The 15246-nt window shown below is 72.2% G+C and carries 15 protein-coding genes and 1 pseudogene; 7 read left to right on the forward strand and 9 right to left on the reverse strand.

Annotation, left to right across the window (positions count from 1 at the left end; translation table 11 throughout):
- Positions 1-51 precede the first annotated feature (51 nt).
- Positions 52-1314, reverse strand: a complete 1263-nt coding sequence (locus ACWPXV_RS02780; protein WP_454083791.1) for an IS110 family transposase — start codon at positions 1312-1314, stop codon at positions 52-54.
- 518 nt (positions 1315-1832) lie between these two features.
- Between ACWPXV_RS02780 and ACWPXV_RS02785 the strand changes: the two genes are divergently transcribed.
- The 7 genes from ACWPXV_RS02785 to ACWPXV_RS02815 all read left to right on the forward strand — a co-directional run bounded on the left by ACWPXV_RS02785 (position 1833) and on the right by ACWPXV_RS02815 (position 7898).
- Positions 1833-2768, forward strand: a complete 936-nt coding sequence (locus tag ACWPXV_RS02785) for a carbohydrate ABC transporter permease (RefSeq protein WP_454083792.1) — start codon at positions 1833-1835, stop codon at positions 2766-2768.
- A 41-nt stretch (positions 2769-2809) separates the two neighbouring features.
- Entirely contained in the window at positions 2810-3691 is an 882-nt protein-coding gene (locus ACWPXV_RS02790) for a carbohydrate ABC transporter permease (protein WP_454083890.1), read from the forward strand.
- Between the two features lie 41 nt (positions 3692-3732).
- Positions 3733-5058, forward strand: coding sequence for an ABC transporter substrate-binding protein (locus tag ACWPXV_RS02795; RefSeq protein WP_454083793.1), 1326 nt, complete (start codon positions 3733-3735; stop codon positions 5056-5058).
- 49 nt (positions 5059-5107) lie between these two features.
- Complete coding sequence (locus tag ACWPXV_RS02800) at positions 5108-5518, forward strand: TOBE domain-containing protein (protein ID WP_454083794.1); 411 nt, start codon at positions 5108-5110, stop codon at positions 5516-5518.
- The gene (gene modA, locus ACWPXV_RS02805) at positions 5515-6282 is read left to right on the forward strand and encodes a molybdate ABC transporter substrate-binding protein (protein WP_454083795.1); all 768 of its coding nucleotides are present in this window, start codon (positions 5515-5517) and stop codon (positions 6280-6282) included. Before ACWPXV_RS02800 ends, modA begins: the two co-directional genes overlap by 4 nt.
- The gene (locus tag ACWPXV_RS02810) at positions 6279-7106 is read left to right on the forward strand and encodes an ABC transporter permease (protein WP_454083796.1); all 828 of its coding nucleotides are present in this window, start codon (positions 6279-6281) and stop codon (positions 7104-7106) included. Before modA ends, ACWPXV_RS02810 begins: the two co-directional genes overlap by 4 nt.
- 87 nt (positions 7107-7193) lie before the next feature.
- Positions 7194-7898: a TOBE domain-containing protein gene (locus ACWPXV_RS02815; protein WP_454083797.1), complete on the forward strand. Its 705-nt coding sequence runs from the start codon at positions 7194-7196 to the stop codon at positions 7896-7898.
- Here ACWPXV_RS02815 and ACWPXV_RS02820 read toward each other — a convergent pair.
- The 8 genes and pseudogenes from ACWPXV_RS02820 to ACWPXV_RS02855 form a co-directional block, all read right to left on the reverse strand.
- Positions 7886-8797: a hypothetical protein gene (locus ACWPXV_RS02820; protein WP_454083798.1), complete on the reverse strand. Its 912-nt coding sequence runs from the start codon at positions 8795-8797 to the stop codon at positions 7886-7888. The two genes, ACWPXV_RS02815 and ACWPXV_RS02820, sit on opposite strands and share 13 nt — an antisense overlap.
- 46 nt (positions 8798-8843) lie before the next feature.
- A complete protein-coding gene (locus tag ACWPXV_RS02825) occupies positions 8844-10268 on the reverse strand; it encodes a sensor histidine kinase (RefSeq protein ID WP_454083799.1) in 1425 nt (474 codons plus the stop codon).
- Positions 10265-10978, reverse strand: a complete 714-nt coding sequence (locus tag ACWPXV_RS02830; protein ID WP_251839758.1) for a response regulator transcription factor — start codon at positions 10976-10978, stop codon at positions 10265-10267. The genes ACWPXV_RS02825 and ACWPXV_RS02830 overlap by 4 nt, the downstream gene beginning before the upstream one ends.
- Before the next feature lie 111 nt (positions 10979-11089).
- A complete protein-coding gene (locus tag ACWPXV_RS02835; protein WP_454083895.1) occupies positions 11090-11422 on the reverse strand; it encodes a hypothetical protein in 333 nt (110 codons plus the stop codon).
- A gap of 522 nt (positions 11423-11944) precedes the next feature.
- Positions 11945-12022: pseudogene (locus tag ACWPXV_RS02840) on the reverse strand (hypothetical protein); the annotation flags it as partial.
- Between the two features lie 277 nt (positions 12023-12299).
- Positions 12300-13799 carry an amidohydrolase gene (locus ACWPXV_RS02845; protein WP_454083800.1) on the reverse strand — a complete coding sequence of 500 codons (1500 nt, stop codon included), beginning with the start codon at positions 13797-13799 and terminating at the stop codon, positions 12300-12302.
- A 2-nt stretch (positions 13800-13801) separates the two neighbouring features.
- On the reverse strand, positions 13802-14368 hold the full coding sequence (locus tag ACWPXV_RS02850) for an NYN domain-containing protein (protein ID WP_454083801.1): 567 nt from the start codon (positions 14366-14368) through the stop codon (positions 13802-13804).
- A gap of 123 nt (positions 14369-14491) precedes the next feature.
- Positions 14492-15229, reverse strand: a complete 738-nt coding sequence (locus ACWPXV_RS02855) for a PspA/IM30 family protein (protein WP_454083802.1) — start codon at positions 15227-15229, stop codon at positions 14492-14494.
- Positions 15230-15246 lie beyond the last annotated feature (17 nt).

Consider the following 15246-nt stretch of genomic DNA (forward strand, 5'->3'; position numbering starts at 1 on the left):
CGCTAGTCCGAAAATGTGGTGACTCTCGGGTGCCAGCTGGCGTGGTTGACGTTAGGCGGCGAGCTCGAGGGTGACCTTGTAGCCCAGGGCCTCGAGGTTGCGGACGTGGTCGCGTATGCGGCGATTGTTCTTGACGCGGGTCTGGTAGAAGTCGACGCCGAGGTCGGTGAAGCGGGCCGTGGGGTTGGCCAGCAGGTGCCAGATGATGACCAGGATGGAGCGGGCGACTGCAACGATGGCCTTCTTCTTCCCGACGCGCCGGGCCAAGCGCCGGTAACGCTCCCCGAGGAACGTCTTGGTCCTTCCCACCGCCACGGCGACCTCGCCCAGGACGCGGGCCAGGTAGCGGTTGCCGTGCCCAGTGGCGGAGGTGCCGACCTTCTTGCCGGCCGAGACGTTAACGCCCGGGGCGAACTTCGCCCAGGAGCACAGGTGCCCCGGGGTGGGAAACCGGGCCATGTCCAGGCCGAGCTCGGCGATGATCGCCCGGGCCGCGGTGACGCCGATGCCGGGGATCTCATCGATCCGCTGGACGGCGTCACCGGCGAAAGGGGCCAGGTGCTCACCGATGCGCTCCTCGACCTCGGCGATGTCCGCGTCGATCGCCTTTACCCGGTCGAGCATCTTGGCCAGCAGGAAGGCGTGGTGGTCGGTGAAGCGCCCAGTGAGGGCATCTTGGAGCTGGGCGGTCTTCTTGCGCATCGATCCGCGGGCCAGGTCGGCCAGCACGGCCGGGTCCCGCTGACCGTCGATCAGCGCGGCCATCATCGCCCGCCCCGAGACCCCGAACAGGTCAGAGACCACCACCGAGACCTTGATCTGGGCGTCTTCCAGGACCTTCTCCGCCCGTTGCTTCTCCGCGTTGCGCGCCTCGATGAGGTCCACCCGGTAACGGGTCAAGTCCCGCAGCTGCCGGATCTGCGGTGGTGGCACGAAGGAGGGGCGCAGCATCTGACGTTCGGCGACCTTGCACAACCACACCGCGTCCAGCTTGTCGGTCTTGGGCCGCCCGGGCAGGTGCTTGACGTCGCGGGCATTGACCAACCACGGCTCGAGCCCGAACTCCTCCAGCAGGTAGAACGGAGCCCGCCAGTAGTCCGAAGTGGCCTCCATCACCACCCGACTCACGCCCAGCTCGGTGAGCCAGTCCGCCAGCGCCAGCAACTGCTCGGTCATCGTCGAATACCGGCGCACCTCCTGGACGCGGCGCCGTCCCGCTCCCGGAACCCGCACGCAGCACACCAGCTCGGCCTTGCCGATGTCCAGCGCCGCGACGCGCTCGACGATCTCTTCTTCCTCGGCTGCGATCTCCACAACCGCCACCTCCCTGTAGCACCCGATCCCTCGTGATAGGTCCGGTCGCCCGCAGGGGCTGAAGGGCAAACAGCGAATCTAGTCCGCGTGCTCGAAGCAACAGTGAAGGGCCCACAACACAGCTCCCAGCGCCCGACTGAGTTACGGCCTCAAACGGACCAAGCAGAAACGACGTCAACGGGCGACCGGAGCACTATTTTCAGCCCGCCAGGGCGCTCCCGCCAGGGAGCAGGGGGACTGAGTTGTTACTGCCCCGTGCGCCGAGCGCAGGTCCCCCTGCGCCGAGGGCGGGGTCCCCTCCCTGCGCCGAGCGCAGGACCCCTCCTTGCGCCGAGGGCGGGGTCCCCTCCCTGCGCCGAGCGCTGAGTTGTTACTGGGTCTGTTCACCTCCGCGTCATCGCCCGGTCACGCGGTGGGGTTACCGTCCGCTTCGTGTCCATGGAGAAGACGGGGTGAGCGGCCGCTACAGTGCGATCAGCAGCGCCCGATCGACGCAGACGGCGCAGATCGGACGTGTGATGCGCGGGGGAACTGACGAGCTGACCGAGCGAGCCCGGGAACGGACCCGGGCCCGTCGTAAGCGGCTGTCGCGTAACTGGTCGCTGTTCCTGCTCTTCGCCGGCCCCAACATCCTGCTCATCCTCGCGTTCATCTACTACCCGCTGTTCAGCAGCATGTACTATTCGACGCTCGACTGGCGGCTCGGCTCCCCGCGCGCCACGCCGGTCGGGCTGGACAACTACGCCCGCTTCTTCACCTCGCCCTCGGGGCTCGAGGTCTGGCGGGTCACCGGTCTGTTCACCGCTGGGGCCGTCCTCGGCTCGATGGTCCTCGGGCTGCTCATCGCCCTCGTCCTCAACAAGAAGATCCCGGGCCGCACGGTGGCCCGGACCGCCGTCTTCGCGCCCTACGTGCTCTCGGGCGTGGGCGTGGCCATGGTGTGGAACTTCATCTTCGACCCGAGCATCGGCGCCCTGCGCCACATCCTGGGCTTCGTCGGGATCGCGTCCCCGGAGTGGTACCTCGACGAGGACTGGGCCCTGGTCATGGTCCTCATCGTCTACGTCTGGAAGAACCTCGGCTACTGCGCCGTCGTCTTCCTCGCCGGCCTGCAGTCGGTGCCCCAGGACCTGATGGAGGCGGCCACCCTCGACCGGGCCGGTCCGGTCCGGCGCTTCTTCTCCATCGTGCTGCCCCTGCTCACGCCCACGGTGTTCTTCCTGCTCGTCACCAACATCATCTTCTCGATGACCAACGCCTTCGACATCCTGCGGACGATGACGCCCACCGGGCACGGGACCAACACGATCATCTTCGAGATCTACCTCCAGTCCTTCGGCGCCTACCAGCGGGCCGGCTACGCCGCGGCCATCGCCGTCGTCCTCTTCTTCACCCTGTTCCTCATCACCGCGGTGCAGCTGCGCTACGTCGAGCGGAAGGTGCACTACCAGTGACCGATCGAACCGTGGTGAGCCCCGTGCCCGCGGGCGGCGGTATCGCCCCGCGCCCGCGCCGCCGTCGCACGTCCGACCTCGCCAAGGCCTTCGCCCCACGCAACCTCGCCGACACGATCCTCGTGGGATACCTGCCGATCCTCATCGCGCTCGTCATCATCGTGCTGCCGCTGGTGTGGATGATCCTGTCGAGCTTCAAGCCCCCGGGCGAGATCGTCACCCTGACCCCGGCGCTCCTGCCGCAGGACCCGACCCTGGACAACTACGGGGCGGTCGCCGCGCGCGTGCCGCTGCTCACCGTGCTGGGCAACAGCGTCGTCGTCACGGTCGTCGGGGCCGGCATCAAGGTGCTGCTCGCGGTGACGACGGCGTACGCGCTCGTGTTCATCCGGGTCCCCGGGGCGAACCTCATCTTCCTCGGGATCCTCGTGGCCCTCATGGTGCCGCCCGAGGTCTCGATGCTGCCCAACTACCTCACGATCACGGCCCTCGGTGGCCGGAACACGCTGTGGGGCATCATCCTGCCGGGCCTCGGCACCGCGTTCGGCACCTTCCTCCTGCGCCAGCACTTCAAGGCGCTGCCGAAGGAGCTCTTCGAGGCCGCCGAGCTCGACGGCGCGGGCCACGGGCGCAAGCTCTTCCAGATCGCCGTCCCCGTGTCCGTGCCCGCGATCGCCACCGTCGCGCTCGTCACCATCGTCAACGAGTGGAACAACTTCCTGTGGCCGCTCATCATCATCGACTCCCCGGACAAGATGACCCTGCCCGTCGGCCTCAACCTGCTGCAGTCCATCGAGTCGCAGACCGGCAGCTACGGCATCCTCATGGCCGGTGCGGTCATGGTGACCGTCCCCGTCCTCATCATCTTCGCCGCGCTGCAGCGCTACGTCGTCGCCGGCCTCACGCAGGGCGCCGTCAAGTGACGTCCTGCCCTTCGTCCACCCCGATCTCAAGGAGTAACGCCATGAGCAAGCCACTTCGCCGCCTCACCCGTGGCGCCGCCGTCCTCGGCGTCGCCGCCCTGACCCTGACCGCCTGCGGGCCCGACACGAGCAGCGGCGGCGACGCTACCGACGACGCGACGGGGACCGACCTCGAGGGCGTCGAGCCCGCCGACGAGATCACCTTCTGGACCAACCACCCCGGCGGCTCGGCCGACGTCGAGAACGAGCTCATCGCGGAGTTCACGGAGGAGACCGGCATCGCCGTCAACGTCGTGACCTCGGGGGCCAACTACGAGGAGACCTCCACCCGCTTCCAGACGGCGCAGGGCAGCGCCGAGGTCGACGTCGTCGTCCTCTCCGACGCCACCTGGTTCCCCAACTACCTCAACGACGCCCTCACGCCGGTCGACGACCTCCTCGAGGCCGCCGACGTCGACACCTCCGGCTACGTCGCGGCGCTCTACGAGGACTACCTCTACGAGGACAGCCACTACGGCGTGCCCTACGCCCGCTCGACCCCGCTCTTCTACTACAACGTCGACCACTACGAGGAGGCGGGCATCGAGGCCCCGCCGGAGACGTGGGACGAGGTCGCCGAGGTGTCCCGCCAGCTGATGGAGGCCGGGGTCGCCGACACCGCCTTCGCCTTCCCGCCGCAGGACCAGTACCCCGCGTGGTGGATGGCCAACATCGTCTGGGGCTACGGCGGCTCCTGGTCCGAGGAGTGGGACTTCTCGCCGGTCGCCTCCCCGGAGACGGTCGAGGCCCTGGAGTTCGCCCAGGGCGCGGTGGGTGACTGGGCCTCGGTGGCCTCGGGCGACCCGGCCGACAACTTCTCCTCCGGTGCTGCCAGCCAGATCGTCCAGTCCACCGGGTCGCTGGGTGGCATCCTCGAGACCGCGAGCTTCGAGGTCGGGACCGCGTTCCTGCCCGGTGGTCCGGCGGCCGAGGGTGAGACGCCCACCGGCGGCGCGGGCCTCATGATCGCCTCGGACAGCACGCCGGAGCGTCAGCTCGCCGCGGCGATGTTCATGGGCCACATGACGAGCCCGGAGTCCACCGCGAAGTTCTCCGCGGCGACCGGGTACGTCCCGGTGCACACGGAGGCCGACATGTCCGAGGTCTACGCCGAGCGGCCGCAGTTCGAGACGGCGGTCGAGCAGCTGAGCCGGGCCCGCGTCCAGGACTTCGCGCGCGTCTTCGTGCCCGGTGGTGACCTCCTGCTCTCCCAGACGCTCCAGCGGATCCTCACCTCCGACGTCGACGTGGCGGAGGAGATGGGCACCGTCCAGACGGAGCTCGAGAGCCTCTACGAGTCCGACCTTGCCAGCGAGGTGGATGGCTGATCGTCCGTCGCTGACGCCGAGCCGTATCTGCGGCGGTATGCTCCCGATCATGCCGCAGTATCGGATCGGTTCCGCCGCCTCGCTCCTCGGCGTCAGCGACGACACGGTGCGCCGGTGGGTCGACGACGGGCACCTCACCGCCGGCACCGACGACGCCGGGCGCAAGGTCCTCGACGGCGCCGAGCTGGCCCGCTACGCCCAGGAGCTCGCCGAGCGGCGCCAGCTGCCGGAGGTCGGCGGGGTCTCCAGCTCGGCCCGCAACCGCTTCGCCGGGCTCGTCACCAGGGTCCGGGCCGACGGCGTCATGGCCCAGGTCGACCTCCAGTGCGGACCCTTCCGGGTCGTCTCCCTCATGAGCGCCGAGGCCGTCGAGGAGCTCGGGCTCGAGCCCGGCTCGCTCGCCTCCGCCGTCGTCAAGGCGACGACCGTCATCGTGGAAGCACCCCGGGAGAACCGGTGACCCGCAGGCCGGGCCTCGCCGCCGCCGCCGTCGTCGTCGCGCTGGGCCTGGCCGCCTGCGGAGGGGCGGAAGCGGGGAGCGCCGCGGCGCCGGACGAGCGACTCACCGTCCTCGCCGCGGCGTCCCTCCACGGCGTGTTCGAGGACCTCGCCGAGGTCTTCACCGAGCAGCACCCCGGGACGGAGGTGAGCTTCTCCTTCGCGGGCTCCTCCGACCTCGTCGCGCAGCTCGACGCCGGCGCCCCGGCCGACGTGCTCGCCACCGCGGACGAGACGACGATGGCGCGCGCCGTCGCGGCCGGGACCGTCACCGGCGAGCCGCAGGTCTTCGCGCGCAACGTCGTCACGCTCGTCGTCCCGAGGGGGAACCCGGCCGGAGTGACCGGCCTGGACGGGAGCCTCGAGGACACCGCCCTCGTCGCCTGCGCCCCGCAGGTGCCGTGCGGCGCGGCCACCACCGCGCTCGCCGAGCTCCTCGGTGTCTCGCTCTCGCCGGTGAGCGAGGAGGGCAGCGTCGTCGACGTCCTCGGCAAGGTGACGAGCGGGCAGGCGGACGCGGGGCTCGTCTACACGACCGACGCGGCCGCCGCGGGGGACGCCGTCGAGACGATCGCCGTCGCCCGGGCGGACGAGGTCGTCAACCGGTACCCGGCGGCCGTCACCGCCGGGGCCGCCAGCCCGGAGCTGGCCGACGCGTGGGTCGAGCTGCTCCTCGGCCCGGAGGGTCGCGAGCTGCTGCGCGACGCCGGGTTCGGCACGCCGTGACCGCCGTCCCGGACCGCCGCCGCGTCGTGCCGCGCCGCGACCTCGGTGGCCTGCCGCGCTGGGTGCTCGTGCCCGCCGCCGTCGGCGTCCTGCTCATCGCCCTGCCCGTGCTCGGGATGCTGCTGCGGGTGCCGTGGGCCGACCTGCCCGCCCTCCTCGGCTCGCAGGCCTCGCTTGCCGCGCTCGCCCTCAGCCTGCGGACCTCGGCCGCCGCCACCGCCCTCGCCGTCGTGCTGGGCGTGCCCCTCGCGCTCGTGCTCGCCTGGGGGCGGCTGCCCGGCGCCCGGGTGGTGCGGACCGTGGTCCTCCTGCCGCTGGTCCTGCCGCCCGTGGTCTCCGGGCTCGCCCTGCTCACGACCTTCGGCCGGCGCGGCCTCCTCGGGCAGCGGCTCGAGGTGCTCGGCCTCGACATCGCCTTCTCGACGACGGCGGTGGTGCTCGCCCAGACCTTCGTCGCCCTGCCCTTCCTCGTCATCGCCGTCGAGGGCGCCGCGCGGACCGCGGGGCGTCGGCACGAGGTCGTGGCCGCCACCCTCGGCGCCCGCCCGACCACCGTGCTGCGGCGCGTGACGATCCCGCTGCTCATGCCCGCCCTCGGCTCGGGGATGGCGCTGGCCTTCGCCCGCTGCCTCGGGGAGTTCGGCGCCACGCTCACCTTCGCCGGCTCCCTCCAGGGCGTCACCCGGACCCTGCCGCTGGAGATCTACCTCCAGCGGGAGACCGACCCCGACGCCGCGATCGCCCTGTCGCTCGTGCTCGTCGTCGTCGCGGCGGGCATCGTCCTGCTCACCCAGCGCCCCCGGCGCGGCGGGGCGGCCTCGTGAGCACGCCGGCCCTCAGCGTCCGGGCGGCCGTGCCGGAGCGGGACGTGGAGGTCGAGCTGACCGTCCCCGCGGGCCCGGCTGGTGGAGGTGGGCGCGGAGGCGCTCGCCGAGCGGCGCGTCCACCGGCTCTCCGGCGGGCAGGCGCAGCGCGTAGCCCTCGCCCGGGCGCTTGCACCGGACCCGCACCTCCTCCTGCTCGACGAGCCCCTCTCCGCCCTCGACGTCGACGCCGCGGCCCAGCTGCGCCAGGTCCTGCGCGCGGCGCTGCGTGGCTCCGGACGGTCCGCCGTCGTCGTCACCCACGACCTCCTCGACGTCCTCGCCCTCGCCGACGACGTCGTCGTGCTCGAGGGGGGCCGCGTCGTCGAGCAGGGGACGACGGCGGAGGTGCTCGGCCGGCCGCGGTCCGGTTTTGGTGCGCGGCTCGCGGGGGTCAACCTGCTCCTCGGAGCGCGGGTGGCGGCGGACGCCGTGCGGACCGGCGACGACGTCGTCCACGGGCTCGCGAGCGCGCAGCCCGCGACGACGGGTCGTGCCGCCGCCGCGTTCTCCCCGCGGGCGGTGGCGGTCCACCGGGCCGCCCCGGGCGGCAGTCCGCGCAACGCACTGCCGGTGCGGGTAACGGGGCTGGAGCAGCAGGGGGCCCTCGTCCGGGTGCGCGGGGAGACGGCGTCGGGCTCGCGCCTCGCCGCGGACGTAACCCCCGCGTCCCTCAGCGCCCTGCAGATCGGGGTGGGCGACGACGTCGTCCTCGTCGTCAAGGCTGCCGAGGTGGAGATCTACGACGCCTGAGGCCGCGGCCGCTCGGGCACGCGCAGCGCCTCCCAGGCGGTGAGGCGCGCGTCGAGCGCCGTCGTCATCGCCGCGAGCTCCTGCCACCGGTCCGGGTCGAGGCTGACGAGCCGCCCACGGCGGAACAGCACGACCCACCGGTCGAGGATCTCGACGTCCAGGCCCAGCCTCGCCCACCGGTCGAGGAGCTCCGGGGAGACGACGGCCGCGACGTCCCGCTCGTGGGCGGGAGGGCAGAGCACGGTGAACCGCGGGTCGGGGCCGGGCACGTGGGGCACGTGGTCAGCCAGCTGCCGCAGCAGCGCGAAGGGAGCAGCCGGTCGCCCGCGCCGGCCCCGGCGGAGGACCGCGACGTGCGGCATCGGGACCACGGTGCGCACCGCGACGTACCCCCACCACTCCAGCGAGCTGCCCCGCGAGGTGCCCCGCCGCACGGCAGCCTGGCCGTACTCGACGTGACGATCTCGCGCGTCGACGACGACGTCGCTGATCCACGCGGCCTGCCCGCCGCGGCGGACACGGTCGAACAGCCCGGTCCCGGGGAGGCCCGCGGGCTCCGGATGGCGGGCGTGGTAGGCGAGGCCGTTGGCCGCGGCGAACGCGGCCAGACGGCGCGACCGCCGGCCACCGCTCCGGACCAGCGCGGTGAGGAGGAGTCCGACGAGCGCGGCGAGGACAGCGCCGAGACCCAGCGCTCCCAGCAGGACCGGGTCGGCCAGCGCCCTGAGGGCGCCGGCACCCTCGCGTGCGGCGACCGCGCTCACGACGACGAAGGCCAGGGCCAGCACGCCGAGGGCAATGAGGAGCGGGAGGCGGGAGCTGCCCGGCCGCTGACCGGTGCGCGGGAGGGGGCCACGCAACGCCGTCGTGTCGAAGTCGCCCTGCGCCCGGTGTGCCACCGCGCCATGCAACCACACCGGGCGGCTCGCTGGTCGCGACGGCGAGTCAGCCCGGGGCGGGGAGGGTGATGCGGACGGTCGTGCCGCCCCCTGGGGTGGGGAGCACCCGAGCGGTGCCGCCGTGCGCGGCAACGAGGGCGGAGACGATCGCCAGCCCGAGCCCGGAGCCGCCGGAGGAGCGAGCCCGGGAGTCGTCGAGGCGGTAGAAGCGCTCGAAGACGCGCTCGGCGTGCTCGGGGGAGATGCCCGGCCCGTGGTCGCGGACCTCGACGACGACGTGTCGCCCTTCGCGTCCGGCCGCCACCTCGACGTGGGTGCCGGAAGGGGTGTGCCGCACGACGTTGCCGGTGAGGTTGGACAGCACCTGGCGCAGGGCGTTCTCGTCGCCGAGGACGACCATCGCGTCCGGACTGGGGATGCCGTCCGCGAGCGGGACGAGCGTCGCGGTGCGCCCCGGGTCCAGGGCGCGGAGGTCCGCGACGGCGTCGTGGGCGAGGACGGCGAGGTCGACGGGCTCGCGGGCGAGGCGGCGGCCCTCGTCGAGGCGGGCGAGCTGGAGGAGGTCGGTGACGAGGCCGCCCATGCGGCTCGCCTCGCTCTCGATGCGGGCCATCGCCGCGGGCAGCTCGGCCTCGGGGATCGCGCCCATCCGGTAGAGCTCGCCGTAGCCGCGAACCGTGGCGAGCGGGGTGCGCAGCTCGTGGCTCGCGTCGGAGACGAAGCGGCGCATGCGGCTCTCCGAGGCCGCCTGGGCGGCGAAGGCCCGCTCGATCTGGGCGAGCATCGTGTTGAGCGAGTGCGACAGCCGCCCCACCTCCGTGTGCGGGTTCTTCTCCGGCACCCGCTGGGAGAGGTCACCGGCGGCGATCGCGCCGGCCGTCTGCTCGATCTGCCGCAGCGGGCGCAGGGCGCGCTCGACGGCGAACCAGCTGAGCGCCGCGCCGAGGAGGATGATGAGCACCCCGGAGATGACGATCGTCCGGGCGACCTGGTACGCGGTCTCGTCGGCGCCCTCGAGGGGGAGGGCGACGGTGAGCGTCGTGCCGGTGGGGGCGTCCTGCACGCCGTAGGTGACGGCGCGCCACCGCTGGCCGGACACGTCGCTGCCCACGGTGTAGGCCTCCCCGAGCGTCGACACCGTGTCGGGGAGCTCGGGCGTGCCGAAGCGCGGTGGCGTCCACTCAGCGTAGATGTCGAGCGGGGTGGCGCCGGGCAGGCGGAGGCTGAGGAAGTAGTCGGACGGCATGACGGCGCCGGCGTCCGGGTCGGCGTCCAGCTGTCGGAGCGTGTCGATGTTGACGTTCCGGGCCGCCGTCGCGATCTGCTCGTCGGTCTGCTCGAGCAGGTAAGCACGCAGCAGGGTGCCGGTCGTCGTCCCCGCCACGGTGAGGCCCAGACCGAGCACGACGACGACGATGAGCACGAGCCGGTGGCGGATCGGGACCGCGCTCAGGTGCTCGTGCAGGGTCATCCGGTGGGCTCGCGGAGCATGTACCCGACCCCGCGGCGGGTGTGGATGAGCGGGACGGGCTTCTCGCCGTCGGTGCCGCGGCCGTCGACCTTGCGGCGCAGGTAGGAGATGTAGGACTCGACGATCGCGCCGTCGCCGCCCCAGTCGTACTCCCACACGTGGTCGAGGATCTGCGCCTTCGACAGGACGCGACCGGCGTTGACCATGAGGTAGCGCAGCAGCTTGAACTCGGTGGGGGACAGCTCGATGACGCGCCCGGCGCGGCGGACCTCGTGGGCGTCCTCGTCGAGCTCGAGGTCGGCGTAGCGCAGCACGCCCTCGTCCGGCTCCTGCTGCTGGGTGCGGCGCAGGATCGCCCGGATGCGGGCGACGACCTCCTCCAGGCTGAAGGGCTTGGTCACGTAGTCGTCCCCGCCCACGGTCAGGCCGGTGACCTTGTCGGACATGTCGTCGCGGGCGGTGAGGAAGAGGACCGGCGTGTGGTGGCCGCGCTCGCGCAGGCGGCGGGTGACGGTGAAGCCGTCCATGTCGGGCAGCATGACGTCGAGGACGATGAGGTCCGGCTCGGCCTCGACGGCCAGGTGGATCGCCTCGTTGCCGTCCGCGGCGGCGACGACCTCGAAACCCGCGAAGCGCAGCGACGTCGTGAGGAGCTCACGGATGTTCGGCTCGTCGTCGACGACGAGCAGGCGCGCCTGGTCCCCGGTCATAGCACCAGTGTGCCGCCGATTCCTGAATCCTTCCTGAAAGCCAGGTGAACGCCCCCCCATCCCGCCGAGCGCTGAGTTGTTACGTCCTCCGTCTCGCCGAGCGCTGAGTTGTTACGCCTGCAGACCCCAGTCCTGGCGGCGGAAGTCGATCGAGATGCCGAGCAGCTCCATGACTGCGCCCTCGAGATGGGGAGAGCGTCCGAGGATGTCCGCCGACGTGACCGGGAGGACCCGCCAGCGCCAGCGTCTGCGTATGTCCTCTCTGCGCGCCTCGTCGCGCTCGCGGTCGGCGACTGTCCGGAGGTGGTGCTCGGCGCCGTCGTACTCAATGGCGACGAGTGCCTCGAGGATCCCCATGTCGAGTCGATAGACCTCCCTGCCGTCCGAGTCCCGAAGACTGATCTGGACGGCCGGTCGGGGGAGGCCGGCCTCGATGAGGCGCAACCGGCACCACGACTCAGGGACTGACTCCGTGGCGGGTTCGCACAGGTCGATGACCTCACGTGCCCGCCGGATGAAGCGGTGGCCAGCCAAGCGACCCGCCGCCTCCGCGAGATCAGTGACGGTCGTCAGTCCGGCGTGGGTCAGGGCATCGACCGCGCCGAGCCCGATGAAGCGAGGACGCCAGCGAGCGAGGTCCAGGCCTGTCCGGGTCGCTGTGGTGCAGGCGATGCCGTTGATGACGACGATGTCGTCCGGCCGCAGCTCGCTGATGAAGGCGTTGACGCCGGGGCGCCGAGGCCGGATCCCGTCGAGGGGCACGAGGCACTCGAGCTTGGGGGCGTTCTGCCACCGCTCCGGTGGGCGGACGTCGAGCCCGAGCATCCATGCCGCAGACTCGCGGGCGACCGCAGCGCCCCGGGGAAGGAGAAGGCCGACGGCGACCACGCGCGCATCGAGGTCGTCGACCAGGTGAGCGGGCAGGTAGACCCCGCGATGTGGGCGAAGGAGCTCGCCGGCACGGCAGAGCTCGACGAGGTCATTGGCTGTCAGGCCGTGTCGTCGGGCATGTTCGTAGGTGAATGGTTCAGAGATGACGTCCATCGGTAGACGGTGGCAGCGACCGCAGAACCGGCCTCCGCCGTCTGTGGGGACGTGGGGACTTCGGGTGTTAGGTGCGATCTGTGGAGCACTGTTCCTGACACGTCGTTCGCGGAGTGCTCCAAGGAGGCGTAACAACTCAGCGCTCGGTGGGTGAGGGGAGGAGCGTGTGGGGATGTGGCGTAACAACTCAGCGCTCGGCGGGTTGGGGGTAGCCGGACGAGATGCCGGGGAACAACTCAGCGCTCGGCGGGTGGAGGGGCGCTCGCGAGGGGAGGGGTTAGAGCGTGGTGTGGGTGAGGCGGGCGGCGAGGAGGGTGGCGGCGACGGGGACGGTGCGCAGGTCGGTGCCGGGTGCGAGGGGATCGGCGTCGAGGAGGACGAGGTCGCCGGGGTGGCCGGGCGCCACGGTGCCCCAGCCGTCGGTGCTCGCGGCGAGCGCCTCGGCGGGCGTGAGGCGCTGGGCCGGCGTCCACGCCGGACGCTCGTCGGCGGTGCGGGTGACGGCGGCGGCCATGGCGAGCCACGGGTCGAGCGGCGCGACGGGCGCGTCGGAGCCGAAGCGCAGCTCCGCGCCGGCGTCGAGCAGGTGGCGCAGCGGGAAGGTCCGTTCCGCGCGACCCGGCCAGGCGGCCTCCACGAGGTCCCGGTCGTCGAGCAGGTGCGCCGGCTGCACGCTGGCCACCACCCCGAGCGACGCGAAGCGCGGCACGTCGGCCGCGGCGACCAGCTGGGCGTGCTCGACGGTCCCGCGGGCACCGGTCGCCTCGTAGGCGTCCAGGACGATGGTGACGGCGGCGTCCCCGATCGCGTGCACCGCGGTGGTCAGCCCCGCCTCGGACGCGCGCGTCATGAGCTCGCGCAGCTCCTCCGGCGGAACCGTCTGCTCCCCGTGCCCCGCGTCGGCTTGGGCGTCGGCGCCGACGGCGGTGTAGGGCTCGTGGCAGAAGGCGGTGCGCGTGTTGAGCGCGCCGTCGGAGATGACCTTGACCGGCCCCATGGTGAGCAGACCACGTCCGCCCGGGAGCGGGTCGCCGGTGCGCAGGCCGGCGGCGAGGACGTCGTCGAGGTCGTCGGCGTAGACACCGGTGCGCACCCGCAGCGCGTCCAGACCGGCGGCCACCCGCTCGGGCCACACGCGATGGTTGGCCGCGAACTCCATGTCGACGACGCCGACCACCCCGCGCGCTGCCGCCGCGGCCATCGCCGCCCGCAGCCCGTCGTCGTCGGACTGCGGCAGCCGCCCGATCGCGGCGAGGACGTCGAACCACTCGTGCTCGCGGACCAGCCCGTCGCGGGGTGCGACCCGCAGCTGCCGCATGGCGGCGCTGCTCAGCCAGCCGCAGTGGACGTCACCCGAGACGAGGACCACGGCGACGCCCGGTGCCGCCCGGTCCAGCGCCGTCGTCGTCGGCAGGTCGGGCCACAGCGCGTCACGGAAGCCGTAGCCCTCGACGAGCGCACCCGGGGCGGGCGGACGGGCGGCAACGGCCGTCCGCACGGTCTCCACGGCCTCGGCCGCGCTCCGCGCCGTCGTGAGGTCGATGCGGGTGAAGGACCGCGCCCACTGGCTGCTGTGGACGTGCTGGTCCCACAACCCGGGGATGAGCCAGCGGCCGTGGGCGTCGAGCTCCTCGCCACCGGCCGCGAGCCGGGGCCCGACCTCGACGACGCGCCCGTCCGTCACCCGCACGTCGACGACGGCGCCGCCCGGGGAGGGGGCGCCGCGACGGGAGGCGACCGGCACGAGCCGTGCCCGCCGCACGAGCAGGCTCGTCACGGTCAGAGGTAGCGGCTCGGGTCGAAGCTCGTGAGCGGGATGATCCGCACGCGGGGCAGCGGCGTCTGGAAGGCGCCGAGGTCGTCCTCGAGGTCGAAGATCCGCAGCCCGCGTGAGGTCAGCTCGGTGAGCTGGTGGTTGACGAACTCGCGGAAGCAGATGACGCCCACCTTGCGGCCGGCGTCGACGAGCTGCTCCACCTGGGGGAGGAAGTCGCCGTCATGGCTGGCGAGGAGGACGTCGCCCTCGGGCAGGTCCGCGATCGCCTCGAGGGTGCGCTGGATACCGATGTCGACGACCTTCTCCGAGGAGAGACCGGACAGCGGGATCGGGTTGAAGCTCATCGCGAGCAGCGCCTGGACGAAGCTCATCGGCATCTGCCCGGAGCTCGCGTTGAGGAAGAACAGGCCCTTGGCCGGCTGGTCGAAGGCGGCGTGGGCGAAGTCGAGGATGCGGTCCCATCGGGGCCGCTCCTCCGGGGCGGGGCGCCGCCCGAGGACGCTCATCCCGAGGGTGGCATCGATGTTCTCACCGTCGATGAGCAGGTACGTGCGCGGCGCGTCAGGCATGGGGTCACCTTAGCGACGAGTGGACGACGACGGCGGCTCCCGGGCCGCGTCGTGTCCGGAAAGACCGTGTGGGGCCCGGGTCCGTCACGGACCCGAGCCCCACACGGTGGAACGGCTGGTGGCTCAGGCCTCGATCTGGCCCGGCGTCTTGCCCTGCTTGAGGGCGGCGAGGCGCAGCTCGACCTCGCTCTTGGTGCCGTAGTCCTCGAGCTCGGCGAACTGCGACTCGAGGGAGCCGGCATTGATCTCGGCGCGGCCGGCGACGCGGGCCTCCTCCTTGCGGACCTGCTCCTCGAAGCGGGAGATCTCCGTCGTGGGGTCCAGGACGTTGATCGAGGAGATCGCGTTCTGCACCTTGCCCTGGGCCTCGGCGGTCTTGGCGCGGGCGACGAGCTGGTCGCGGCGCGACTTCAGCTCCTCGAGCTTGGTGCGCATCTGGGTGAGGCCGGTCTTGAGCTTGTCGACCACCTCGTTCTGCGAGGCGATCATCGGCTCCGCGTCACGAGCCTCCTGCTCGGCGGCGATCTGCTTGGTGATGGCGATCTTCGCGAGGTCGTCGAAGCGCTGCGCCTCGGCGGCGTTGCCCGCTCCGCGCATCTCGTCGGCCTTGTTCGACGCGGCGAGGGCCTTGTTGCCCCAGTCGCGGGCCTCCTCGAGGTCCGCGGCGTGGTCCTGCTCGGCCAGGCGCAGGTTGCCGATCGTCACGGCCACCGCCTCCTCGGCCTCGACGATCGAGTTGGTGAAGTCGCGTACGAGCTGGTCGAGCATCTTCTGCGGGTCCTCCGCGCGGTCGAGGATCGCGTTGATGTTCGCCCGCGTCAGCTGGGCGATGCGCCCCAGGATGCTCTGCTTCTCGGTCATGGTGCTGCCCTTCGTCG

It is taken from the genome of Georgenia sp. Marseille-Q6866 (genome assembly GCF_965111665.1).

Bases quoted from the DNA above. Each gene is read 5' to 3' on its own strand.
- ACWPXV_RS02825 (WP_454083799.1), bottom strand. From the start codon at position 10,268: ATGACCCTGCACGAGCACCTGAGCGCGGTCCCGATCCGCCACCGGCTC.
- ACWPXV_RS02785 (WP_454083792.1), top strand. From the start codon at position 1,833: ATGCGCGGGGGAACTGACGAGCTGACCGAGCGAGCCCGGGAACGGACC.
- ACWPXV_RS02830 (WP_251839758.1), bottom strand. From the start codon at position 10,978: ATGACCGGGGACCAGGCGCGCCTGCTCGTCGTCGACGACGAGCCGAAC.
- ACWPXV_RS02850 (WP_454083801.1), bottom strand. From the start codon at position 14,368: ATGCCTGACGCGCCGCGCACGTACCTGCTCATCGACGGTGAGAACATC.
- ACWPXV_RS02855 (WP_454083802.1), bottom strand. From the start codon at position 15,229: ATGACCGAGAAGCAGAGCATCCTGGGGCGCATCGCCCAGCTGACGCGG.
- ACWPXV_RS02795 (WP_454083793.1), top strand. From the start codon at position 3,733: ATGAGCAAGCCACTTCGCCGCCTCACCCGTGGCGCCGCCGTCCTCGGC.
- ACWPXV_RS02800 (WP_454083794.1), top strand. From the start codon at position 5,108: ATGCCGCAGTATCGGATCGGTTCCGCCGCCTCGCTCCTCGGCGTCAGC.